The sequence below is a fragment of the Oscillospiraceae bacterium NTUH-002-81 genome (assembly GCA_032620915.1).
In the GTDB taxonomy this organism is placed as follows: Bacteria; Bacillota; Clostridia; order Lachnospirales; family Lachnospiraceae; genus JAGTTR01.
Window position 1 is genome coordinate 3,030,030 of the sequence record CP136052.1, and the last position, 25,248, is coordinate 3,055,277.

Sequence of the window (25,248 nt, forward strand, 5' to 3'; positions counted from 1 at the left end):
AATAGGGAGACCCGCAAAAATATGTAACGGCACAGACAGTTTCATCTGTGCCATGTGCTGTAAAAATCCCGCACGTTTGCGCTGTCAGCGAATACCGGAAAGCCTCTTCAGGATCAGCTTCTGCATCTCCCAGAGTTCATCCAGCCGCTTCTGCAAATCCCGGATATCCTCCGCATAGATGCTTCCGGATTCATTGGCTCGTTTTGCGTACTGGTTCAGGTTGTTGCTGCATCGGCGAAGAAGAGTGGATACCTGCGCCACATCCGACAAATCAAGATTCACGCAGTACCCGTCCATCGCCATTTTTCTCATATAGGCACCGGTGTTCCGAATACCCAATTCCTTCTGCTTTTCACGAATCCTTGCCAGCTCTTCCGGATTTACCCGGACGTTGATCCAGTGTTCCCGAACACTCATAGTGCCACCTCCTCATCATCTCGATGTGCCATCGGCGGAATGCGACCGGCACGGTCACGTAGCTCTGCCAGGACAGACGGTTTTTCCGTTGTTCTCTCACGGTCAGGATCATCATTTCCACGGTCATCCATATTCAGCAGTGCGTCCAGTTCTGCCAGTCTTGCACTCTTTTCTGCCAGTTCTGCCTCCTGGGGAAATGGCTTTCCAAGCTCGGCCTGCGCCGCTTCCTGCTGGCTCCTAAGATTGTCCAACTGCTGTTCCGTCTTTTTCCAGCCTTGCTGGAATCCCGGCAAGAGCATTGTCCAGACGCTGGATATTGCCAGCAGCACTGGTGCCGATGGGCACTCGGTGGGTCATCTCGCCTTTCAGCAGCACCTGATACTCTTTCTGGAAGCTGTCAAATGACAACTCCATCTTGAAACCGCGATAGCTGCCAAGCGGCACTGGCTCCAAACTCTGATTGGTTTTACAGATTGCGAGGATTGCTTCACCGGCCTCTGCTTTTTCAGTAAAGCGTGTGTCATTTACTTCCATGCCGCAGAACCCTTCTTCCGGCAGCGGATGTGCCGCCACCGTCCGAATATCCGACTGAAAGCCCTTGATGAACCCCTGCGTTTTTTCAATCTCCGCAGGGAAATATTTCATCAGCTTATCCTCCAATCGGTACTGCTGGCTCTGATGGTCTGCCTTCAATACTTTCAGCCTTGCAACATCCACATCCAAATCCATTTTCTCCTTAATCTGCGGGTCTCCTGCACAAAGTGCTTTGATCTCCGCATAGGAAAGAGCCTGCTCATCTACATCATCACAGGAACGTACCGGAGATTTGCTGGTCATGATCTGGCTGATAAACTTCTGCTTATTCTCCAGTGTCTGATAGAGATAAGCGTCAAAGGTTCCTTCCGTCACATACTGATAAACCTGCACCTCTTTGTTTCGGTTTCCCTGACGGATGATACGACCATTTCGCTGGGTCATGTCCGCAGGCCGCCAGCCCACATCCAGATGATGCACGGCCACCAGCCTGTCCTGCACGTTCGTGCCTGCGCCCATCTTCTGTGTCGAACCTAACAACACCCGAACCTGTCCGGTACGGACTTTGGCAAACAAATCTTTCTTTTTTGCCTCGGTATCAGCATCATGGATAAATGCGATTTCTTCCTCCGGCACACCGGACTGGATAAGTTTAGCGCGGATATCCTCATAGACATTGAAGGTTCCATCGTTCTTCGGTGTGCTGAGGTCGCAGAACAGCAGCTGGGTCAGCTTATCCGACTGTCCTTCCTCATAAATCCGAAGCACATTCCGCACACAGGCGTTGAGCTTGCTGTTGGGGTCATCCGGCAGAAGCGGATTCATCAGCCGCTGATCCAGTCCCAGCTTTCTGCCGTCCGATGTGATTTTCAGCATGTTATCGACCGACGGGTCTACCACGCCGGAATGTACAGCCGCCGCCCGTTCCGAAAGCTCCGCCACCATCGCCTGCTGATGCTCCGAAGGCTGCACTACCACGGTTTCAAACTTCGCCTCCGGTACCGGCAGATGCAGCTGATCGGAAGTCTTGATATCCGCCACTTCCTTGAACATGTTCATCAGCTCCGGCAGGTTGAAGAATTTTGCAAATCTTGTTCTTGCCCGGTATCCGGTTCCTTCTGGTGCCAGCTCAATGGCCGTGGTGGTCTCACCAAAGGTAGAAGCCCAGCTGTCGAAATGGGTCAGCCCTTTCTGCTGCAACGTGCCGTACTGGAGATACCGCATCATGGTGTAAAGCTCCGTCATGCTGTTGCTGACCGGGGTGCCGGTCGCAAAAATGATGCCGCGCCCGCCTGTCAGCTCGTCCATATATTGGCACTTCATAAACATATCCGAAGATTTCTGCGCTTCCGATGTGGACAAGCCCGCAACATTGCGCATTTTTGTGTAGAGGAACAGGTTCTTGAACGCGTGTGCCTCGTCTACGAACAGCCGGTCTACGCCCAGCTGCTCAAAGGTAATCACATCGTCTTTTCGGTCGGTTGCCCGGAGTTTCTCCAATCTCGCCTCCAATCCTTTCCGGGTCTTTTCCATCTGTTTGATGGAGAAACGCTCGCCATTCTGGGATTTCATCTCAGCAATAGCATTTTCGATTTCATCAATCTGGGCAGTCAAAATCCGCTCCTGCCGTTCTGCGGACACCGGGATTTTCTCAAACTGAGAATGCCCGATGATAACTGCATCGTAATCGCCAGTGGCAATTCGTGCGCAGAACTTTTTTCTGCGGGCAGTCTCAAAGTCCTTTTTGCTTGCCACCAGCAGTTTTGCACTCGGATACAGGCGTAGGAACTCGTTTGCCCACTGAAGGGTCAAATGATTCGGAACGACAAACATGGATTTCTGGCACAGTCCCAGCCGCTTTGCCTCCATAGCAGAAGCTGCCATCTCGAAGGTCTTACCGGCACCTACCTCGTGGGCCAGCAGCGTATTGCCGCCGTACAGCACATGAGCAATGGCATTCTGCTGATGTTCACGCAGCCGGATCTCCGGATTCATACCGCCAAAGCGGATATGAGAACCATCGTACTCACGAGGACGGGTACTGTTGAACAGCTCGTTATACTTTTCCACCAGTTCCGCACGGCGATAAGGGTCTTTCCACACCCAATTCTGGAACGCATCCTTAATGGCCTGCTGTTTCTGCTGGGCGAGGGTGGTCTCCTTTTTATTCAGAACTCGCTTTTGCTTACCGTCTGCATCCTCCACGGTATCGTAGATACGAATATCCCGCAGATTTAGCGTATCCTCTAAAATCCGGTAGGCATTGGCACGGCTGGTGCCGTAGGTCATATAGGCATGGACATCGTTCCGGCTCGGTGTACTCTTGCCGGTAATCTGCCATTCTGCCGTCATGGGAGAGAATTTCACTTCAATATTTCGGCGCAGATAGAACGGCGGTTCAAAGGTTTCTTCCATAAACTGCTGGATATAATCCCGATTGACCCATGTGGCACCAAGACGCACATCAATCTCCGAAGCATCCAGGTCTTTTGGCTGTGCCTTCTTCAAATATTCCGCGTTCACCGCAAAGGCAGGGTCAGAGGCCGCAGCCAACTCTGCCACACGGAGCTTTTCCCGGACATTGCCGGACAGATATTCATCAGCTGTTACCCAGCCGGTTTCCTCGCTGCCCTGCGTCATCGGGTCTTTGAAAATGACACCATGCAGTTCCTGCTGGATTTTTTCATATTCCCCTGGTGTACCTAAAAGCTCCGACATATAGGGCAAATCCACTCTGCCGCGCTCTCCAATGGAGATTGCCAGAGCTTCAGCCGGAGTATCCACGCTGGTAACAGCCCGTTCCGGTCGAATCGTCCGTTTGGTGAACATATCCGCCTTGGATTCCAGCCTGCCGTTTTCATCCACATTTTCCAGAGAGCAGAGCAGATAATAAGACGAATCTTCCGAAAAAGCCTGTGCATTTGCACGGGAATTGATAAGCCCATACTGATCGGCGAATCGGTCATAGGCTACATTCAGTTCCCGCTGTTTCTGGGCAATCGCTTCCTCCTGGTAATCGTTCAACTGATAGTCGATCAGTTCCTGCACAATGGTGCGAAGCTCCACCATGCCTTTGATCCTGCCGGTGGCTGTCGCAGAAAGGTCAGCCTTCCGCATGATGCTGTTCTCACGGAAGTAGACATCCCCATCCACTACGGCATAGGAGAAGTTCTTGACATTGGGGTCTGCCGGAATAGTTTCGCCCTGCAAGGACAACTCCTCCTCCGGTGCCAGCTCCTGTGCTTCATAATGACCGCCGATGTGCTGCACCGCCTCATGCAGCTGGTCTCCCAGATCCGCACCTGGAATCGGAATGACCGTACATTCTTCCTTGCCGTACTGGGTACTTTCCGTTGTAATCTCACCCAGCACCATTTCCGGGTGGTCAACAAAGTAGCCGTTGAGGGTAATACCCTCCGATGTCAGCCCCAGATGCACCCAATCCGGTTCGATATCAATGGGATGGTCTCTCTTTTGCAGGAAAATGATATCCGACACCACATCCGTACCGGCATTGGCACGGAATGCGTTGTTGGGAAGTCGGATAGCTCCCAGCAATTCTGCCCGCTGCGCCAGATACTTTCGTGCGTCCGGATTTTTGGAATCCATCGTATAGCGGCTGGTAACAAAGGCCACGATACCACCGGGCCGAACCTGATCCAGTGCCTTGGCAAAGAAATAGTTGTGGATAGAAAATCCGAGTTTATCATATGGCTTATCGCTGACACGGTAGTTGCCAAAAGGCACATTGCCCACGGCCAGATCATAAAAATCACGCCGGTCGGTGGTCTCAAAGCCTGCCACCTTGATTTCTGCCTGCGGATACAGCTTTTGCGCAATACGCCCGGTGATGGAATCCAGTTCCACACCATAGAGCCTGCTCCCCAGCATGGAATCCGGCAGCATACCGAAGAAGTTGCCGACACCCATCGACGGTTCCAGAATATTGCCTTTCTCAAATCCCATACTGTCCAATGCCTCATAGATTGCACGGATCACGGTAGGGCTGGTGTAATGCGCATTCAGAGTCGAAGCCCTGGCTGCGGCATATTCTTCTTCCGTAAGAGCTGCTTTCAGCTCCTTATATTCGCCTGTCCAGGCAGTTTTCTCTGCGTCAAAGGCATCTGCCAGCCCACCCCCAGCCGACATAATTGGCCAGCGTTTCCTGTTCTTCCGGTGTCGCATCCCTATGCTGATTTTCTAAGGCTTTCAGCGTGTAGATGGCATCCATGTTGGCACGGAATTTCTGCTTAGGACTGCCTTCGCCGAGGTGAAAGCTGTTGATGCGGTAGTTCTCCGCATGTTTTGCTTCATGCCCTGCCCGGAACGCTTCTTCTTTTCCAGAATTCAGATCAACCACCAGATTGTGCAGGTGAACATTTTCCTCATGCCCCAAAATTCTTGCCAGATTTTCCTTGCTTTCCGAGCGGAAGATCGGATACACGGAATCCGGGTCCCGAAGTTCCACATCGAAAAGCCCGACTTTTTCAATCGTAAATGCCTTTCCGTCCAGATACAGCGTATCTCCAACGCGATAATCCGGCTGCACCGGAGCTGCGGGTTCTGGCTGCACAGTTGCAGGCTCTTTTTCAGCCTCCATGTTCCTGCCGCGAATCTCCTGCAACGCCTCTGATGCACTCACATAATCGGCAAATGTCTGCACTTTTCCGTCCGAATATCCGTAATACTCTTCTTTGACATAATCCCAGATGGCAAACGCATCTTTAGAATCCGGAAAGTTCTCGCCGGTCATTGTGACCACAAACCGTTCATCCGGTGCATAGCCAGACTCTCTGGAAAGTTCGCTGGCGTGTTCCTGCATTTCCAGTACCAGAGGATCTGTCTCTGCGTGAGCCGATTCCTGTACTTCTTCGGATTCCACATCTGGGAATGGAATGTCCTGCTGCAAATTCTGCTTGCTCTGTTCAACATAGAGCCAGTCTTTTGCTTCCCGTTCCTGAACTTTTTCAATCAACTGCTGGCGGTAGGTCTCTGCCTCCCATTCGCTGGTAAACTCTTCGCTGACACCATCCGGCTCCACATGAATGCCGTCCTGAATATCATCCCAGACCGCATAACCATCGTCTGTCTCCATCACGGTAAACCGCTGTGGTGCCGCCAGTTCACTCCGGGCATATACATCCGCAGCCGTATTCAGCATGTTGTCCACATGCTCATTTCCGGTATCGTAGCGTTCCGGTGGCGTTGGCGGAAACACATGGGCGGCAGTCGGCATAGGAAGCGGCGCGCCGTATTCCTGCTCCAGCTTCCGATACTCTTCCATTTCCAGCGCGGTCAGGTACTGATCATTTTCCACAAGCCGGTCTAACCGCTTATCCACCGCCGACCATGTGAGTCGCACTTCCCGGTCATGGTCATAATTGCGAAGCAGAATACCTCTTCCGTTATAATCGGCAAAACCGCGACTGCCATCCATAAAGGTATAGCTGTGGCCACCGAGACCGTATTCCGCTTTCAAGAATGCAGCTCGTTCTTTTGCGTCCCCTTGCTGCTGATACAGCGCATAAATACGGATCTTTCCGCCTTCAAAATTGGAGCCTGTCCGCAGCATCCGGTCGATTTCATCCTCAGAAATAACAAAAGCGGAGGGCTTTTCGCTCTCCGCTTCTTTGGCTGCATTTTCTGCCGCCGCATCAATTTTCTGAATCTGCTCTGCTTCGGACTGAAACAGACTCATGAAGTTTAACTGTTGATAAGTTCCGTCAGAATGACTTCCTCTGCCTGCGCTTTCAGCATGTTCATGTGCTGCACCCAGGCCATCTGGTTCAATTTCTTGTCCGGTGCCGGATTCGCTTTCAGAAGATCCGCCATCATCTGCTCCATCCGTGCGGTCGCGGTCTCCTGAATCTCCCACAGGTGCGGGTACAGCTTCTCGGTCAGGATCAGGTGATTGTACAGCAGCGTGTTGTTCTCCTGCAGAAACGCTCTGCGCATCCTCCCGTACTTGCCCAGGGGCTTCTGTTCCTGCACCGACAACTGGATGTCCGGAATCAGGTAATCGCCGTTCTTCGTGTAATTCAGCTCCATCATAGTTTTGGCTCCTTTCTGCCTGCTTATCTCTTTCATAGGTTCGGATCGTGCGTTCAATTTCCCGGAAGATCTGGCTGGACATTTCGCTGACCGCAGTTCCCAGCACATTGGCGGCAGCCTGCGTATTAAAATCAAAGATGTCCAGAAAATCCTCGTGCTCAAAATAGTCATCTGCATTGCCCACCGTCCGGGTAAAGACGGAATATGCGATGCTGACAGCGGCAGCTCTCTTAAAGGAAGCTCCGATGTTGAGTTCATCATATCCTTCCAGATAGGAATCTGCAACGATGTCACTGATCTGCCTGCGGTTTTCCTCCCAGTAATCCCTTGCAAGGCGTTCTGCCGCTTCCATGATATGATTTTCCAGAGACCCAGCACCGGCAGAAACATCAAATGCTGCATCCAGTGCGCGAATGATTGGCTGCTCATGCTCCGCATTCATTTTCCAGAGCTGTACCGGTCGGGAATTCTTCCGTTCTCCGGTATCTGCCACATCAAATACATACCGCAGTTTCGGCTGCTCGCCGCGCATGTCCAAAAGAGCAATGCCCTTGGAGCCACGCTTCACATAGCGGTTCATCCGATCATTCCAGAGATCGTACTCTGCACAGGCCGTCGCTTCTGGTCTCTGCTTATAGATCATCAGCTGCTCCGCAAAAGGATACTTATAAAGCCGTGCGGATGTGGTCAGAAACGCTGTCCACTGCTCTTTGCTGCCAGTGATCTGTGCCGCAGCTTCCTGCGCCATCTGCATATAATAAGCCGTTTTCGTCATCATCTGTCTTTTTCCTCCTCTCCTTTATTCGTCCGGATACAAATCCAGTGCCTCATATTCTGCATCCGTCATCTCTGCCAGTTTTGCAAGCAGCGAGGCCGTCCACCTGCGCAGGTTTCTGTCTCTGCCCGTCAGACTTTTTTGCATCTTTTGAAGCTCTTCGATCAGCCCTGTCCGTGTGCCAGGGCTGTAAAGCATCATGAGCATCCATTCGTCATCCGTAAAACGCATTTATAACTCCTTTTCTTCGCAGCACCTGCGAGGCGGCGCAGGCGGCACAGCCTCCTGCTTTTCCTTCAGCTGATCCAGAACCGATGCTTTCTCCACCGGTTCTTCCTTCTTTCCGTTATTGATTACGCCGTCAATCATGCCGTAATCGTCCTCCATCGCCATTTCTGCGGCTTTCAGGTAGTTCTCCGGTTTCAAAAATCCGGGCAGTTCCTGGAAGCCGATGGAATCCACATAGTGACAGCTTACAACACCATTCTGCCGTAAAGCCACGATGTCAGACACAGAAAGACTATGACCAGTAAAATCATCAGGGCGGGAAACATTGAATTTCGCATACAGTTCCTCTAACATCGTATTCTGATCCTTGTAGGGAAGAAGCGGAGCCGTATAAACCACCTCATAATGGTCAATATCCGGTTCCAGCCCCATCCGTTCCAGTTCGCGCATAGACGAAAAGCGTTCATATACCGTATCCTCGCTGCGGCGAAGCTGCAAAATCGCATACTGGTCGGTAGTACTGTCGAGAAATGCCATCATTCTTTCGTCCGGTGCCTGCGTTCCATGCACTTCATCCCATTTTTCAATTCTTGCCATCGTTCATTTCTCCCTTCTCCATAAACGGCAGGCCGTTTTCCTTTGCTTCCTGCCGCTGCTGTTCCCGCCGCTTTTCACTATAAGGCGGTCGGATACCGACGCAGCGTTTCGGAATCGTATAAGTGACCGACCCATGCTCCCGGTGCTCCAAAATAAACTGCTCCGGATACTGTTTTCGCAGTTCCCGAAGCTTCTTAATCAGGCGGCTGTCATGGGTATAAATGCTGGCGGTATCCAGTTCATTATCAAAATTGATGACGGTTTCCTGCTCTGCCTTCGTAAGCTTGTATTTCATCGCTCTGCCTCCTTCGCCTTGGCAGCTTTCACCGGCGTATCCGTTCTGGAAGACAAATCCGAGAGTTTACCCAGCACAGATTCCCGTCTGCTGATTTCCGCTTCCTCTGCACGATCACAAAGTTCATCATAGTCAATCCGCGTCATGGTGCGGCCACCGAACCCATAATCCGAAAGAATCTGGTCTCTGGCTGCATTCATGCTGATTTCCGGGTTGTCGATCTGTCCACCGTCAATTTCCGTAAAGTCCTTATGATATAAGGTATAGTCGTAACCGTCCTCACAGGTCTGAATGGCAAGAAAGCCCTTGCCTCCCAAATCCCATGCACTGCGTTCTTCCGTAATCAGCGGCTCCGGGCGGCATGTACCACCGCCGCGTTCCAGCATTTCTGCCAGCTGACAGATGTGCAAAACATCATACCCCAGGCGCAAATGATATTCGTCCATATATTCGCAGCGAGCTGAGAACTTCCGGTTCGGATACTCGATCTCCACTGCACTGCCATCCGGAATTTTGAACCGATCCTCGTAGTTGCTGGTGATAAACCGGATATTTTTTGCATTCTCCAGCTCAGGATCAGCCTTTTTCATCTGCCAGAGAACCTTTCTGCCGCCGCGTACCTGCTCCAGCATCTCCGGAGCTACCGGCGCAACGGCAAGACCGTCAAGCTGGGAAATCTTCTGAAGTGCTACCACCCTTGCGCTTTCTTCCAGCGTAGAAGACGGCTGTTTATCCAACACATCCCAGCCAATGTGTCCCTCGGTGGTCTGCACCTTGCTGTCCATATCAAAGCAATGGAATTCCACGCCGTCCTGCTTTTCCTGCAAGGAAAGCAGCGCAGCATTATCCACCAAATAAGCTGCATTCATCATTTTCATGCTCATTTTTTACCTCCAAACTCCAGCTTAAATGCTGCTGCACCGTCCTCGCCAGTCTCTACATGAACGGTTGTGTCATAGTAACGTCCAGACTTCTTGGAATAGCAGTGGGTAAGCCGTGCTTTTCCCTGATTTACCAGTTGCTTTGCCAGTTCCTCTGTCATCTGCTTTCCCAGTGTCTGAAAGAACCTGTTTTCCTTCCAGAGTGCAAATTTACAGTTCTTATCCCTGCAAAACCATCCATTTGCCGTTTCACAAACATCACTGCCGCAGGCGGGGCAGGAACCAATGACTTTGCATTCCGGCTGCATCAGGACATTGGCACCTTTCACAGCCTCGTAGGTTTTTACAAGTCCGCTGACCATGCTGCTGATTTCTCCCATAAAGGCATCGCTGTCATACTCGCCGTGTTCTATTTTCAGCAGTTTTACCTCCCAGTCTGCCGTCATGGATGGAGACTGAATCTGTTCCGGCACCACCGTCACCAGCGCATTTCCCTTGTCCGTAGAACAAAGGTATTTCGTTTTCTTATCGCCCCTGCGCTCGATAAAGCCTTTCTGTACCAGTTTTTCGATGATGGCAGCGCGTGTAGCTGGTGTGCCGATGCCTTTTCGCTCTACACCAGCCGGAAATTCATCCGAGCTGGCACTTTCCATCGCTGAAAGCAGAAGATCTTCTGAAAGCTTTTGTCAAGGGGGTGCATGGATATTTTTCATATTACTTACGCAGATTCTCTCTCTGCTTCTGCCTGAATAATGCGTTTCAATCTGTCCTCAGCAGTCAAACCGCTACTATGGTCAAAAAACACTTTGACTTTATAATTTGTTTTGCCTTGCTTAATCACAAAAACTCCATCCGGTTTATTTTTCTCCGAATGGTTATTTGGGGTGGGTAGTGTACTGTTCACGATATTTGTCATACGATATTCCTCCTAATTAAATGAAAAAAGCCCGACAAGGAAAGGTCTGACAACGAAGTTCCGACAACGGACATCAGAAAACCTTTTTTCTTTATCGGGCGATACTATTTTTTTACTATTTCCTTTTTCTTTATAATATTGGTTGTCATGGTTGTCAGAGAGGGAAAAGTGCCGCAATATCAAGGCTTTCGGGATTTTTGCCCGACAACCAGACCGACAACCGGCTCGACAACCGAAGCGACAACGGGCTTTTATTTTTGCTTCAACCATTCCTCCGGAAGTCCTAACTGTTCCATTTCCTCTGTCGGGATTTCCTGAAAACCATCCATGCTGTTGTCAGGCTCGTTGTCGTTCCTGATACGCTCCCAGCCCTTTTGTCTGCGGTAAGGCTCTGGAAAATATCTCGGATTGCTGAACGCCCTCCAGCCTGTGACAGCGTTATTCATAATGTCGTTGATCTCTCGCAGCTCCCATTGTTTCGGTTCGTCATAATCATGCCCCAGTGCTTCCTTGTAAAGCTGCTTAGAGCAGACTATGCTGCCGGAATAGCGTTCCAGATAGTCTAAAATCTGTCCTGCCTTTGTGTCCTCCGGCATAAAATCCTTTTGGTGGGCTTTCAGATAATCGTTCATAGCCGGACTGAATCTCAGACGGAAATTGCCGCTTCTGTAAATCTCCATAGCTTCTGCCCACATCTGATTGATATACTCTCTGGAAGCCTGTTCATCTGCCAAAATATGAACCTCAGCCCTTTCAGGATAGACCATAACCGGAACGAAGCGGCGGTTGCCTGTTCTGTCAAGGGGAAGAAAGTCAAGGGTATTAGAAGAACCTCCAAACACACATTGTTGTTTTCTGTCTGCCGGATGTGTTTCATAGGGTATCTTATAGGTTTCCTTTTGGCGGCTCAGAAAGGATTTGATTTCTTCAATGCTCTTAGCGTTGGCGGTTGCAATCATTTCCGACATTTCAATAATCCAATGCCCCTGCATTTTGCGGTACACATTTTCATCATCCAGCTTTTTCAAGTCATCAGAGAACCAATCATCATTGACCGCAAGCAAACGGAAGAAAGAGGACTTTCCGGCTCCCTGACCGCCTACAAGACAGAGCATTACCTCAAATTTGCACCCCGGCTTAAAGGCTCGTGAGATAGCACCCAACAGAAACAACTTCAATGCTTCATAGGTGTAATCATCTGTATCAGAACCGAGAAAGCGGTGCAGACAGAAGCGTATGCGTTCCGTTCCGTCCCAGTGTAGGGCATTGAGAAAATCGCAGACAGGGTGGTAACGGTTTTCGTTGGCAATAACCGCAACTGCGTCTATGATTTTCTTCTCTACGGTCAATCCATAGTTTTCTTCAAAATATAGGAGCAGATATTTCACATCTACATCCGTCAATGTCGGGCTGTCACGATACCAGCCGAGGGGCTTCACAATGTCGATTCTTTCGGTCAGAAGATTTTTTCGGATAGCCCCTTTCAAAAGTGGGTCATATTGCAGAACACGCTTATAATTTGCGGCAGTATTATAAACCTTACCTTTCTCGCTCTGCTCTAAGCTGTTTCGGATTTCTTCTACTGTGCATGGTTCTGTCTGCTGACAGTTCTGCAATTCGCTGTTCAAGTTTTAACACCTCCTTTCTCTGTTCTGCCACAAGTGCTTTTCGTTCCTCCAATGAACCATACAGAAGAATATCAAGTAGATATTCGATATAGTTCTTCTTATACAGTGCTTCTGCAAACAGGGGATTCCATTCCTCATCCGGCTGTTTAGGAGCGTATTTCTTTTCCCATTCTCTAAGAAGATGAAAATAATCCGTCAGCACCTTGTAGCAATGATTTTCTTCTTTTTGATACTTCTGTTCCGGTGTCGGCTCACGAATACGAGGGTGAATACTGGGCTTTTGTCGGCTGTCATAGTTAAGACCAAAATCTTCAGCAAGTTTGACAGCAGCTTCCCTCAGCCCGATACCGAATAGCTTCGCTGTCAGATCAACAGTGTCTCCAGTTGCTCCGCAGCCAAAACAGTAATAGCGTTCATCCAGCTTCATACTGGGGGACTTATCCGAGTGAAACGGACAGCACGCCATACCAGTGCGACCCACTTTCAAGCCATAGGCTTCTGCGGCTTGTCGGGCAGTAACATTTTCTTTTACAACTTCAAATACATTCATGTGACTCCTTTCCAGAAACGAAAAAAGCACCTGTCATTTTCAAAACGAAAATAGCAAGTGCCTTAAAGTTCCATATTTAATTTTAGGTGCAAAAAAGCAGGAGACCTTTTCAGATTTCCTGCTTAGCAAAGCTGTGAAGATTTAATTGTGGTTGGGTTGCCAGTTATACAAACTGGAAATTTTCTTTTTAGAATGAATTATTTAATTTCTACAATAGCACCATATTTCGTATGCGGAAGATATTGTACCTTTAAATAAGTATTTTTATCAATATACCTTGAAAATACTGTGATTTCGATTTCATCATCTTTAACTTTATCATATAGAAAAATACTTCTTCTTTCAGAAGATATATCTGCACCACCATGAGATTGTTCAGTTACATATCCTTCTGCATAACTATACTGTTTGTTTATGATGTAAGGCATATCTAAAACAAAATCTTTCAAATATAAGATTAAAAGAATAGCTACTATAACAAGAATGGTATTAGCCAATCGAAGAAATATTATATCATTTTTTCCAGTATATTCTTTTTTTATCGCTTCTTTATCAAAAAATATCGAATAGATAAGTTTTCTTTTTTTAATTAGATAGATAATGCAAGCAATTAACGCTATAACAAATAATGAAACTCTTATAAACAATCTAAATATAGCAAAATCCATAATATCATCCCCTTAAACTTCAAGTTTGTTGCTTACATTATACTTCATCAACCTAAAGAATGGAAGATTTTTTTCTTGCCTCCCAAAGCAAAAGCACCTGTCATTTTCAAAACGAAGACAGCAAGTGTCTTAGAGTTCCACATTCTATTTTGAGTGCAAAAAAGCAGGAGAACTTTTCAGATTTCCTGCTTAGTAAAGCTGTGAAGATTTAATTGTAGTCAGTTTTTCTTATACCATCCGAAATTTATACTTTAATGTTCTCTCATAACAAAAATCAATTTTGTCCTCCAACAAAAATACCGTTTGGGGGATTATCCCATATAAAATTATCCTCAGCCACTTCGCTCTCCAATGCAATTTCAATTTTATATATCCCCACATTTTGAGCATTTTCATCATCCTCACTATACATATAAAAATTCATACAATACCGTTCCTTTTCTGTCAATATGAGATACATACCATCCAATTCCGTTTTCCTTTTACCATAGTTGCTTTCACTTGATGATGCACAATCGCCCTCAAAACTTTGGATACTGCCCTCAATATAATCGAAAAAAGCAGAGATTTCAGTGTCTAAATTCTCAATGTTCTTTTTGCTTTCTTCGGAAAATAGAGATTTGAGTTTCTCTGAATCCTGTTGCTTACATGCCTCGATAATTTGTTGACACATCTTATCCGTTTCATTTTGTTCAGAGCTAAACCAGTCATTGAAATATTTGTTAGAGCAGCCTGTTAAACCGAGTATAATAATCACACTGGAAAGCAACAATACTTTTTTCATATAATTACATCCTTTACTGAATAATTGCAAAATCACTTATTGGATTAAGGTCATTACAAAAAATTTCTTACTATCATTATACTTCATCAACCTAAAGAATGGAAGATATTTTCTTACTCCCTAAAGCAAAAGCACCTGTCATTTTCAAAGTGAAAACAGCAAGTGCTTTAGAGTTCCATATCCTGTTTTTTGCTTTTTGCCTGATCCGTCCGGCTGACTTCACGCTCTGCAATTTCTTTCTTTTTGCGGCTCAACTGCTCTATAATAGAATTTTTGGCTTTCTTCTTGATTTGCTCCGTTCCGGCTTTTTTGACCTCCGGCTTCATCAGCGTGGTTTGAATTTTCTGAATGGTTGATTTCATAGCGTTTGTGATTCTGGCAATTACTCCATCCAATCGTTTCACTGCATACTCAACTTCTTTCTTTGAAGCCTTACGCTCAGGGGAGAGAACCCACGCCTTAGACTGCTCCACCAGCTTAATATCCTCCTTGTGCGTTTCCAGTTTCACAGTATCAGCAACGACCTCAACCGCCTTGTCATAGGCAATATCGGCAACCTCGTCCACCAGAGCTTCCACATCTTCAATCTTCATCGTGAGTTCTTCTAACTTTTGCTCCTGTGCTGCCAGTTGCTCCTTTTGCTTGAAAAGAATATAGTCCTGTTTTTCCAGATAAGCACGACCACCATATTCCGGTTCTTCTTCCAGTTGTAAGCCATGCTTTTTCGCCACATCGAACAGCAGCACTCGGCAAGCTGAATCGAAAGTCATCTTGCGGTTATTTTTTTCTTCCGACAGGCTTCTCCGGTTCCGGCAGTTCAAATCCCAGTGCTTCCAAAGCCTTTTTCCTGTTGTGGGGCAATCTCCCCATATTGATTTTCACAGTCGAACACATGACGCTCGTGAATATGAGGGGTGCTTTCATCCAAGTGCAGCGCCCAATTCAGGATATGGACATGAGAGCCGAAACGCTCATTTACGATTTCCATAAATTCTGTGACAATCTCAATGAGCAGTTCCGGTGGAACATGATTATCAAGTGTTCCAATCTGATAGACCGTTTCCTCTGGACAGGTCTTTTTGCTTTTGAGCAAATCACCGGTTTCCTTATTCCTTTCAGGGTGTCGGTTCTTCACATTTCTTTCGTTCTGTCCGGTTACAAAATCACGATACCGCTGACGATAAAAAAGCTGTTCCACATCTTCAAAAGTGGCAGACAGCTCATTTTCCTTATCGGGATTTTTGAAATTGCGGAAGCCATTGTAACAGTCCCAATAGAGATTTTGTTTGGCTCGTTCTTCGTCAATGTGTTCGCTGTTGGCAATGTCAAAACTGCGGTCATTGTGCTTCGGATTATAAACGCCATTCTTTCCAGCTCGTCCATTGTGCCTTGTTAATTTCACATGAGTTCCTCCTTTTCTTTTTGATTTCCCCGACAGGGGAGAAGGGCAGCGAAGCTGATTCCTTGCGGCTTTCTGCGTCAAGTAATACCCAGTACTAAGTGGCGAAACGCCACTTAACTGGGCAAGGCTGCCGCCCTTGACCTGCACAGGGGTATTGCATTCCCTGTACCCATGCACAAAGGGTTGCACCCTCTGTACTCCCGCCCGAACAAACTGACTTCGCCCCGTCTCAAGCTCTGTCAGTTCCTTCGGTTTTGCAAAACAGTCCACCGGACTATTTTTGCAAAAAGAAAAACCGACGCATGATCGCTTTACGCTCAATACATCGGTTTCTTCATCTGACCTTAACGGTCATATTCAGTTGTGGCAGATTAGCCAATTTGAAAAATTATTCTGGCACATCTACTGAGTAGCTCAGACAATCGCCTCTTTTATTGCTTTCCAAATCGTTATAATACCACATATACATCGTTCTACCATATTCTTCATATTCTATAATTCCATCTGGCTTTTGACCCTCTACTTCTAATGAGTAAATTTCTTTATCATGTGCATAGCCAAAAACGAATCTGGTATCTGGATAATTTGGATTTAAGTCTTGTTGAATATCACTTATTGTTAAAGATAAATGGATAAATTTTTTGAAGTCTCCCCCATAAGTGGTATCTGGTGTAGTGGCAGATGGTGTGGCATTTACAAACGCATATTGTGTACTTTCATTTTCTATCTGTTTTTTGCAGCGTGCAATCACAAAACCTTGAACGGGATCGTTATCACTTCCTGCTCGATAGAAAATCGTATCATACTGTTTGCCATTCCATATATGCAATATTTCATCAACATGATTAAGAAAATCTTCTGGAGCTGATAAATCTTCATGTTCTGCTTTTAAGGGGGAATTCAAAATAGCTTCTTCGATAGAATTATAATATGTAAGTTTAGAATCGTCTTTTCCATTATCTGTCAACTTAAACTCGATATACTCATTTCCTTTGTTTTCTTCTTCCGGAACATAAGTATAACGACCATTTTCAATATGGTCATCATAATCAACAAACAGTCCAATACATATCAACGCTGCAAAAATCAAAAAAACTATTCCTATAACGATTAGCAATATTTTCAAAAATTTTTTCATACAAAAGTCCACCTTCTTGCTTCATTTCAGTAAATTATATCATACCGATATGAACAATTCAATTTACACTCTATCAAGTAGTTTTTTTTACTTACCTGTAACGCACATTTCTGCAAAATCCATAGTCCCCGATACTTTCCTCACGGGTGATATACAGTCGGAATTCTGTCAGCTCATGAAATAAGAAAAACCGACGCATGATCGCTTTACGCTCAATACATCGGTTTCTTCATCTGACCTTGACGGTCATATTCAGTTGTCTAACATCGTACTGTTATAAAATCTATGTCATTTACGATTTTTCTTATGCTGATTTGCCCAGTAAGATTTTACAGGGATTCTTCTTCTTTTTATGTCCTCCATAAATTCTTCTTTGTCAATATTACTATCAATGGTAAATAATTTTTCTCCATTTACATATACACGCATAGAACCTTTCTTTCTCTCGCAATAGGTAATATCTTCAAAGTGAAAAGTTCTCTTTCTTCCAAAAGTTGAACGCCATGTGATTTCATCTCCGTTCACTTCCAGTTTCCACATAATCATGTTCAATGAGCCGATTAAAGAAACAATAAAGAAAATACTAAAACCAATTGGTGGCAATAAATCATCTTGTTGAATAGCACTGGCTACCGTAGCTCCCCCAAAAAGAAACACCGCCAATACAAAAAACATAGTAAGTACTTTTTCGGTTTTTATTATATAATGCGTCCTAATTATTCCCTTTTTCTGTTCTTCCTCTCGTTCTTTAGCTCTCTTTTGTTGAAGATTTACAAGATATTTCAAAAGAAGAAGTACAACTAAATAGGGACCTATTTGTGTAATTATATTCAAACACATTCGTAAAAAATTATTCATTTTTGCCCTCCATAGTTCCAGCTATATAAAAATGATTGTTTGAAATCGAGTATTAAAAACCTCAATTTTTCATATCTCATTATACTTCATCAACTTAAAGAATGGAAGAAAAAATTTTGTGTACAGAGTTCCTGTTCAAGCCTTGTAACGCACATTTCCGCAAAATCCATAGTCCCCGATACTTTCCTCACAGGCGATAGGCAACGGTCAAAACATCAGGTCTGCACCTGACATTTTAACCGCATATCAGCCCTGATTATCACATTATCCCTGCTGGCTGTTCAGCCCATGCTTTTTCGCATATTCGCTGGCTTTCTGTCTGCGTTCCTCACTGTAAGGCGGCAGGAAACGGATAGACAGACGGGACTTTGCCAGCTCATAAGAAACACCGCCTTGAACATTGGATTTTTCCAGTCGGCAAAGGTCAGGGTACTTCTTAGCAAAAGCAGCCAACCTCTTTTTCAATCCGGCGTTGTGGGTGTAGATATTTGCCTTGTCCTCGCCCTCATTAAAGAGAACGATTGTTTCTTTCTCAATCTTCGTCAGTCTCGTCATAGCAGCCCTCCCTATGGTTTTTCAACACACGCAGCTTGCAGTAAAAGCAGCGATACCACCTTTCAACACCCTCAGCACTCAGCTTGACGGAAAGCATATAAAACAGCTTCTTCGCCACTGGATCGGGTGCAAGGGCAGCTACCATACGCAAACGCTCGACAGTTGCTTTCAGGTTCGGACAGCCAAAGGCATAAAGGGCTTCCATTTCATTCCGGTTCATCTTCATTGTGTTTTCCTCCTTAAAGTTTGATAAATGAAAAGCGACAGACACTTCATAAGGAAATACCTGTCGCTTCGTTTACGATACAAATTTGTTGGTTTTGGACTTGATAAAATCAGCAGTAAATCATTTCCTGTCTGATGATTTCTTCGGCTCGGTTACGGATAGAGTTCATGGACTGTACCCACAACATCTGATTGTCTGCTTTCATGGTTTCGGTCACGCCCTCGGCTTGTTTCATCTGCTCAATGATAAGGCTGCACCTTTCCGTTGCCTGTTCGTCCAGGTCAGCAAGGTAAGTATGCAGTTCGCCGGATAAACAGAGGGCAGAGAACCTTGTAGGGCGGTACTGCTCCAAATATGTCCTGTGCAGTCTGCCCCACATACCGATAGGGCGGTGTTCCTCCGGTAGCTTCAAGTCCGGCACATAGTAATCGCCCACAAGAACATAGTCCAGACCGTTGCTTTTGTCATGGATTCGTGATTTCAATTCTGTCATGCTATTTTTTTCTCCTTTCACTTTTTGCCGATTTGATTTGCTTGTGACGTTCTGTTCAACACACACATTGCTATCAGAACTTTTTTCTTCTGCTATACGCTCATGCTCCGCAAATTCTTTTGATTTCTCACGAATCTTTTTCATATACTTACGATTGGATTCTCGTTTTCTGCGAAGTCGTTCCGCCTCTTTTTCAGCAGCAATCCTTTCTTCCTCTGTTGGTTCATGCTGCTCCACAGGTACTTGAAATTGCCCGACATAGTTAAGATATATCTCCACCTCTGTGGTGCGGTCTGCACCTTTTCCTTGTGGCTCGTGAACCAGAATTTTGTCGATAAATTCATTTATCATGGCAGGAGTAAGTTCTGTAATATTCTCATACTTTTTAACCAGCTTTAGAAAACGCTCCACATTATTTTGACCGCCTATAATCCGTTGCATATCAGCGGTGTCAGTCTCAATAATCTTGTTCAGCTCGTTCTGCTCATTTTCATAATCAGTAAGCATACTCTGAAAAAGTCTGTCCGGCAATCTTCCAATCACATTATCTTCATAGATTTTCCTGATAAGCATATCCAGTTCGTGAACTCGCTTCTGATTTCTTTCAATGCGGTTTTTTACAGTTTCAGAAACAGCAATATCTTTCATCGCCGATTCTTCTTGCAGAGAATAAACAAACTCCCGCTCATTCAAAGAAACATAATGGCAAGTCTCCTGTATGGTTTTCAGAATGATGCTTTTAAGTGCTTTTGTTGAAATATGGTGGCAAGTACAATGTCGGTCATACTTCTGATAAGCAAGATTATATGTGGAACATTCATAACAATCTGCCGGATTGGAATGACTTGTCCTTTTTTTCGCCTTTGGCAGTATAGTATATTCTTTCTCGCCCTTTCCGCTGCCTGTGATTATACATCGGCGCACCACAATCAGCACAGTAAATCTTTCCGGTCAGAACATTAGGCTCGCCCATAGGATCGGCTTTTCTTACATTCTGTCTTAACTTTTGAGCAAGCAGCCATGTTTCTTCATCGACAATAGGCTCTTGTGTATCATCAAAAACCACCCAATCTTCCTTGTCTGCCCTTTTCGTCTTTTTGTCCTTATAGGAATTTTTGAATGTCCTGAAGTTGACAGTCTTTCCAATATACTCTGGTCGGGCAATCAGAGTAGTAACCTGATTTCCTCGCCACATATACGGATTTTCTTTGTCATAGTTGCTTGCATGATTTCCAAGTCCCTTTTTTCCAAGATAATAAGACGGTCTTTCTATTTTTTCTTCTGAAAGTTCTCTTGCTATCTGATAAGGTCCTTTTCCCTCAATAGTCATGCGATAAATTCTGCGGACTACTTCAGCAGCTTCTTCATCAATAATCCAATGGTCGGGGTTTTCGGGATCTTTCAAATAGCCGTATGGTGGGATATTACTTGTATGAGCGTTGCCGGAAGAACCTCTGGATTTCAGTACAGCTTTAATTTTCTTACTTGTGTCCCTGACAAACCACTCATTCATGATATTCAGAAAAGGGGCAAACTCACTGGTTTCTTGACGGTCACTGTCAATACCATTATTGATTGCTATAAATCGAACTTCCTTTTCTCTAAACAGAATGTCAGTGAAAAAACCTACTTGCAGATGATCTCTGCCGATTCTGGACATATCTTTGCAGATACAGGCAGTGATTTCTCCGTTTTTAACACCTTCAACAAGTCTGTTCCATGAAGGTCTGTCAAAAGTCGCTCCACTCCAACCATCATCGGTAAAATGAACAAGATTCGTAAAACCATGTTTCATAGCATAATCTTCAAGCATTTGCTTTTGATGAACTATACTGTTACTCTCTCCAGCATTATCATCATCACGAGACAGTCTTTCATACAAAGCAGTAATGCCATTGCTTCTATCTTTTTTTCTTCTCATGCTGAACTCCTTTCTTCAATTCCTATCCACTCCTTACGCTCACAAAATATCACATCGGTAAACCTCTTGGGTGGGCTGGTCTTGCCTTCTTTCAGATCGACACCGGCAAGTTCCAATGTCATGCCTTCCGAAAGCTCCGGAAGATCACCTGCCTCCGCATTCTTCTCAGCATCTTCAACCGGCTTTCCTGCATATTGCCTCCAGCCCATATCCGTGACTGTTTTGCCTTTCGTGCGGAACTTCTGACCGGCACACTCCGCTTCTACTATGGTTTCTGCATAGTGGCAGGGTGTTCCGACCGCACAAATCAGCCGCACCGCCAGCAGAGTAAGAATCGCTTGTTCTCCACTGGGAAGCGAGGAAATGTCATAACCCGCCGCTGTTTTTGTAGGGATAATGGCATGGTGATCGGTGACTTTCTTAGAATTGATGACCTGCGCTGCATTCACCGGTGCCGGTACATCCGCCTGAATCTGAAAGCTCTGCTGGATCACAGAAACAAGTTCCGGCACCAGCGGTGCCATATCATCCGTCAGATACCGGCTGTCGGTACGGGGATATGTCACGAGTTTCTTCTCGTACAGAGCCTGTGTGTAATCCAGGGTCTGCTGGGCAGTGAATCCCAGCTGCCGATTTGCTTCTCTCTGAAGCGATGTCAGATCAAACAAGGCCGGGGGCTTCTCTGATTTTTCTTTCTGCTCTACCTTGGTAATGATGGCACTTCCTGCCTGGCAACACTCTGCCACCAGTTTTTCTGCTTCTGCTTTTTCTTTCATTCGCTCACCGCCCGCTTGAAAATCCCGAAATTTTAATTCTGCCGAGTAGAACGGCTCCGGCTTGAACGCCCGGATTGCTGCATCTCGCATAACCACCATCGCAAGCGTTGGTGTCATCACGCGCCCCACATTCAGGGTCTGCCCATACAGACATGAAAAAAGCCGGGTGGCGTTGATTCCGACAATCCAGTCGGCTCGCTCCCGGCATAAAGCCGCCTCATATAAGGCATCATATTCTGTTCCCGGTCTGAGCTTCTGAAAGCCTTCCCGGATAGCACTGTCCTCCATTGATGAAATCCAAAGCCGTTCCACCGGCTTTTTGCAGCCGCACTGATGGTAAACCAGTCGGAAAATCAGTTCGCCCTCACGCCCTGCATCGGTTGCACAGATCAGACTCTCCACATCTTTCCGCTGCATGAGCTTTTTCAGGATTCCGAACTGCTTTTTCGTGCTGGCGGACACCTGATACTGCCAATGTTCCGGCAAAATCGGAAGATCATCATACTTCCACTTTGCATACTTTTCATCATAGGCTTCCGGCTGGGAAAGTTCCACCAGATGCCCCACACACCAACTGACAAGGTAGCCATTGCCCTCCATATAACCGTCCCCGCGCTGATCTGCCCCGATCACTTTCGAGAGACTCATGGCAACCGAGGGCTTTTCCGCTAATACAAGCTTCATTCGATACTGCTCCTTTCGCAAAAAAATTAGCAGCCAGGCACCGAAGCGCATGACTGCTATGTAAGGAACGGTATTCTGTTTTAGGTCTACAAACTGGGCCTTTTATGATCTTGCCACAGCTTATCAGTCTATGCACGTCAACTGTTGAAACCGCCGTGTACCGAACGGTACGCACGGTGGTGTGAGAGGACGGCGGCTAGTCACCGCCTCCTACTCGCTTGTGCCCATGTTTCGGCCCTCCACATCATCACTCCGCGCATGCGTTGTGCCTCGCCGCAACGCATTCTGCCCCTCGCTGACTCATCGCCAGGCATCGCTGATGGTGTTCGTCTGCCCATCCTCACTTCTGCAGTATCTGCTTTTCGTTCTCCTGCACACGCCGCTCGAGCGCTGTATACTGCCGGAGCTCGTCCTCGGTAAATCCCCGGAACTTCGCCTGCTCGTAGTCACGCTCCGCGGCCGCGATATCCTGCAGCACCGCATCCGACGCCGGCAGCAGCTCGAGACGAATATTCCGCGGCTCGCGTTTTTTCTTCGTCATTCCGTTCGCGTCTGCATCCTGTGCCTCGCCACGCTTTCCGAAAAGACCGGTCGCCTCGGCTATTTCCGCCGCTTCACGTCGTTTCCTCGGCACGTCGACCACTTCGAGCATCCCGCGTGAGACCAGCTTCTGCAGCGCGGCGCGCAGATCCCCGCGGCTCATATGCATCAGCTCCGCGAGATCCTTCCGGCTCAGCGCCTTTCCGGCATCCTTTCGATCAGTCGCCTCCACGGCATCTTCCCGCGCAGGCATCTGCGCTTCAGCCCCTCGAGTGAGCGCCTTTCCCGCGTCCTTCCGATACAGCAGCAGCGACAGCTCCGCCAGCGTCATATCATACTTCAGCGCCACCGACTCGAGATAGCGCTCGAGCAGCTTCCGGTCGCGGTACTTCTCCACGATGATCCCATCCTCCGAAATCACCTCCTGCAGCGCCTGGCTCCGCTCCTCACCGAGCTTCTGCGTCCCCGGAATCGTCGCCGGGAACACGAAACCATCCTTCGCCGCATCCACTAGAAAATGATAGACCTGCAGCCGCTTCCGCTCATACGCATCCTCATCCAGCACATGCTTGAAGAAGTCGTTGTAGCACTCGAACATCGCGAGTTTCATCTCCACCGTCCGCGCGAAGCTGATCTTCTGATTCACCAGCGAACCCTTCGTCTTCACATAATAGTAGACCGGCGTCCGCAGCGCATAGAACGTCGTCGCATAGCGCACATACTCGAGATTAAACAGAAAATCCTCGCACCAGCTGAGCTTCGCATCCATCCGGATCCCGTGCGCCTCCACAAGCGAGCGCCGGTACAGCTTATTCCACAGCACCCCATAGTAGTAGTCCGCCGGGTTCTCCATCATGAAGCCAACGAACGCTTCACGCCCGATCACCTGGTCCGCGTCGATATCCCCCTTCCGCGACACCATCTCTCCGACGACACGATAGAAATCCGCGATCACCATGTCGCAGCCCGTCTCCTCGGCCGCCCGCACCATCAGCTTCGTCGCATCCGCCGTCAGCCAGTCATCACTGTCCACGAACTGCAGAAACGTACCCCGCGCCCGCGCGATCGCCTGGTTTCGCGTATCCGACACCCCCGTATTCTCCTTATGCACGACCACCACGCGCGCATCCGCCCGCGCATATCCGTCGCAGATCTCCCCGGACCGATCCTTACTTCCATCATCCATGAGGATCAGCTCGAAATCCCGAAACTCCTGATTCAGAATACTGTCCACACAGCGCGCGAGACTCTTCTCCGCGTTATACACCGGCACGATGATACTGACCTTCGGCTCCATAGGCACCTCCATCAAAAAACTACTTCTAGTTGTACCATAAAACCCTCCCGTTGACACTCGTATATTTCTGCTCACTTTTCCCGGGCCAATGTCTCGGCCCTCCGCCTGCTCACTCCGCGCCCACGCGTCCGCACCCTCCACCTTCTCACGTCGCGTCCACCCATTCGCACTCGTTGCCTTTATCGCGCCCATGCCTCCGCCCACTACCTCCTCACGTCGCATCGAAGCACCAATTCCCTCATGAAAATGTCATATTACAGCATAAATTCGCTCATGAAAGTGTAATGAAGCACGGATTATTCCCTCATGAAAGTGGCAAAATACTGAAAAGAACGCTCATAAAAGTGGCAGAGCACGGAAATCTGAGAGGAAAAAGAAGGTGCCATGGTGTTAAATTATTCTTATGATATTTCCGCTTCCTGATGATTTTTTTGAATTATCTTAACTTTAATATCGAAACTTAACTTAAAACAAGTTATAATACAAAAATAGAGTTAAATAGAAGGAGAACATATGGAATATCTCTATAAAGTTCTGGGAATTAAAGCGACAGTTCAGCGCGCAGAGTTTGACCATCTGCCCAATTATATAGCTGTAAGGTATCGTTTACAGAAGGTATCCATGGATGGACAGAAAGTGATTTTTCTTTATCCAAAGACAGAGTTGGAGCAGATCAAAGACCTGAAGGCTCAGCTCAAATCCACCGGCGACGCCATCCTCGCAGAGTGCGCCGTCAAGGACCACATCTGGGGCATCGGCTTATCGATGAAGGACCCAGATCGACTCGACGTGAAAAAGTGGCACGGAACGAACCTGCTGGGGTATGCACTCATGATCGTACGAGAACGGGTGTGAAGGGCGAAAATCCAGATACCAATATAAATACGTATTTGATGATTTATAGATATGAATAAATGCAGATCAAAATGCGCAGAATATGAGCACTTATAGACATTTAATCAACACTATATGAAAATATGCCTATTATTTTTGAGAGATGCTGGATGGTAAAATTCCGAGTTGTTGAGCTGTTC

18 protein-coding genes and 5 pseudogenes are annotated in these 25,248 nt (G+C 47.0%); 1 reads left to right on the forward strand and 22 read right to left on the reverse strand.

Going from position 1 to position 25,248, the window contains the following annotated elements; genetic code table 11:
- Positions 1 to 84 precede the first annotated feature (84 nt).
- From mobC to RJD28_15110, 22 genes and pseudogenes are all read right to left on the reverse strand, one after another.
- Positions 85 to 417 (reverse strand): plasmid mobilization relaxosome protein MobC, encoded by a 333-nt coding sequence (mobC, locus tag RJD28_15005; GenBank protein ID WNV57511.1) that lies wholly within the window; start codon positions 415 to 417, stop codon positions 85 to 87.
- Positions 414 to 6,649 (reverse strand): annotated as a pseudogene (locus tag RJD28_15010) (SNF2-related protein). Before RJD28_15010 ends, mobC begins: the two are co-directional and overlap by 4 nt.
- A gap of 5 nt (positions 6,650 to 6,654) precedes the next feature.
- A complete protein-coding gene (locus RJD28_15015; protein ID WNV59646.1) occupies positions 6,655 to 6,999 on the reverse strand; it encodes a TnpV protein in 345 nt (114 codons plus the stop codon).
- 802 nt (positions 7,000 to 7,801) lie between these two features.
- The gene (locus RJD28_15020) at positions 7,802 to 8,008 is read right to left on the reverse strand and encodes a transposon-transfer assisting family protein (GenBank protein ID WNV57512.1); all 207 of its coding nucleotides are present in this window, start codon (positions 8,006 to 8,008) and stop codon (positions 7,802 to 7,804) included.
- Positions 8,009 to 8,602 (reverse strand): YodL domain-containing protein, encoded by a 594-nt coding sequence (locus RJD28_15025; protein WNV57513.1) that lies wholly within the window; start codon positions 8,600 to 8,602, stop codon positions 8,009 to 8,011.
- Positions 8,589 to 8,897: an immunoglobulin gene (locus tag RJD28_15030; protein WNV57514.1), complete on the reverse strand. Its 309-nt coding sequence runs from the start codon at positions 8,895 to 8,897 to the stop codon at positions 8,589 to 8,591. Before RJD28_15030 ends, RJD28_15025 begins: the two co-directional genes overlap by 14 nt.
- A complete protein-coding gene (locus RJD28_15035) occupies positions 8,894 to 9,781 on the reverse strand; it encodes an LPD16 domain-containing protein (GenBank protein ID WNV57515.1) in 888 nt (295 codons plus the stop codon). Before RJD28_15035 ends, RJD28_15030 begins: the two co-directional genes overlap by 4 nt.
- Complete coding sequence (locus RJD28_15040) at positions 9,778 to 10,431, reverse strand: DNA topoisomerase (GenBank protein WNV57516.1); 654 nt, start codon at positions 10,429 to 10,431, stop codon at positions 9,778 to 9,780. The genes RJD28_15035 and RJD28_15040 overlap by 4 nt, the downstream gene beginning before the upstream one ends.
- A gap of 65 nt (positions 10,432 to 10,496) precedes the next feature.
- Positions 10,497 to 10,694: a hypothetical protein gene (locus RJD28_15045; protein ID WNV57517.1), complete on the reverse strand. Its 198-nt coding sequence runs from the start codon at positions 10,692 to 10,694 to the stop codon at positions 10,497 to 10,499.
- 251 nt (positions 10,695 to 10,945) lie between these two features.
- Positions 10,946 to 12,322: a virulence-associated E family protein gene (locus tag RJD28_15050; protein ID WNV57518.1), complete on the reverse strand. Its 1,377-nt coding sequence runs from the start codon at positions 12,320 to 12,322 to the stop codon at positions 10,946 to 10,948.
- Entirely contained in the window at positions 12,234 to 12,872 is a 639-nt protein-coding gene (locus tag RJD28_15055) for a CHC2 zinc finger domain-containing protein (GenBank protein WNV57519.1), read from the reverse strand. The genes RJD28_15050 and RJD28_15055 overlap by 89 nt, the downstream gene beginning before the upstream one ends.
- Before the next feature lie 197 nt (positions 12,873 to 13,069).
- Positions 13,070 to 13,540: a hypothetical protein gene (locus tag RJD28_15060; protein WNV57520.1), complete on the reverse strand. Its 471-nt coding sequence runs from the start codon at positions 13,538 to 13,540 to the stop codon at positions 13,070 to 13,072.
- Between the two features lie 274 nt (positions 13,541 to 13,814).
- Positions 13,815 to 14,324: a DUF5104 domain-containing protein gene (locus RJD28_15065; GenBank protein WNV57521.1), complete on the reverse strand. Its 510-nt coding sequence runs from the start codon at positions 14,322 to 14,324 to the stop codon at positions 13,815 to 13,817.
- Positions 14,325 to 14,491: 167 nt separating this feature from the next.
- Positions 14,492 to 15,726: pseudogene (locus RJD28_15070) on the reverse strand (serine/arginine repetitive matrix protein 2).
- A 388-nt stretch (positions 15,727 to 16,114) separates the two neighbouring features.
- On the reverse strand, positions 16,115 to 16,864 hold the full coding sequence (locus RJD28_15075; protein ID WNV57522.1) for a hypothetical protein: 750 nt from the start codon (positions 16,862 to 16,864) through the stop codon (positions 16,115 to 16,117).
- 288 nt (positions 16,865 to 17,152) lie between these two features.
- Positions 17,153 to 17,722: a DUF6560 family protein gene (locus tag RJD28_15080; GenBank protein WNV57523.1), complete on the reverse strand. Its 570-nt coding sequence runs from the start codon at positions 17,720 to 17,722 to the stop codon at positions 17,153 to 17,155.
- 264 nt (positions 17,723 to 17,986) lie between these two features.
- Complete coding sequence (locus tag RJD28_15085; protein WNV57524.1) at positions 17,987 to 18,277, reverse strand: molecular chaperone; 291 nt, start codon at positions 18,275 to 18,277, stop codon at positions 17,987 to 17,989.
- Positions 18,255 to 18,503, reverse strand: a complete 249-nt coding sequence (locus RJD28_15090; GenBank protein WNV57525.1) for a ferredoxin — start codon at positions 18,501 to 18,503, stop codon at positions 18,255 to 18,257. The genes RJD28_15085 and RJD28_15090 overlap by 23 nt, the downstream gene beginning before the upstream one ends.
- Before the next feature lie 109 nt (positions 18,504 to 18,612).
- Positions 18,613 to 18,996 carry a TnpV protein gene (locus RJD28_15095; GenBank protein ID WNV59647.1) on the reverse strand — a complete coding sequence of 128 codons (384 nt, stop codon included), beginning with the start codon at positions 18,994 to 18,996 and terminating at the stop codon, positions 18,613 to 18,615.
- A pseudogene (locus tag RJD28_15100) lies at positions 18,997 to 20,917 on the reverse strand (recombinase family protein).
- Between the two features lie 53 nt (positions 20,918 to 20,970).
- Positions 20,971 to 22,377, reverse strand: a pseudogene (locus RJD28_15105) (DNA topoisomerase).
- Between the two features lie 340 nt (positions 22,378 to 22,717).
- Positions 22,718 to 24,436: a glycosyltransferase gene (locus RJD28_15110; GenBank protein ID WNV57526.1), complete on the reverse strand. Its 1,719-nt coding sequence runs from the start codon at positions 24,434 to 24,436 to the stop codon at positions 22,718 to 22,720.
- A 456-nt stretch (positions 24,437 to 24,892) separates the two neighbouring features.
- Here RJD28_15110 and RJD28_15115 point away from each other — a divergent pair.
- Positions 24,893 to 25,069, forward strand: a pseudogene (locus RJD28_15115) (NADAR domain-containing protein).
- Positions 25,070 to 25,248: the final 179 nt, after the last annotated feature.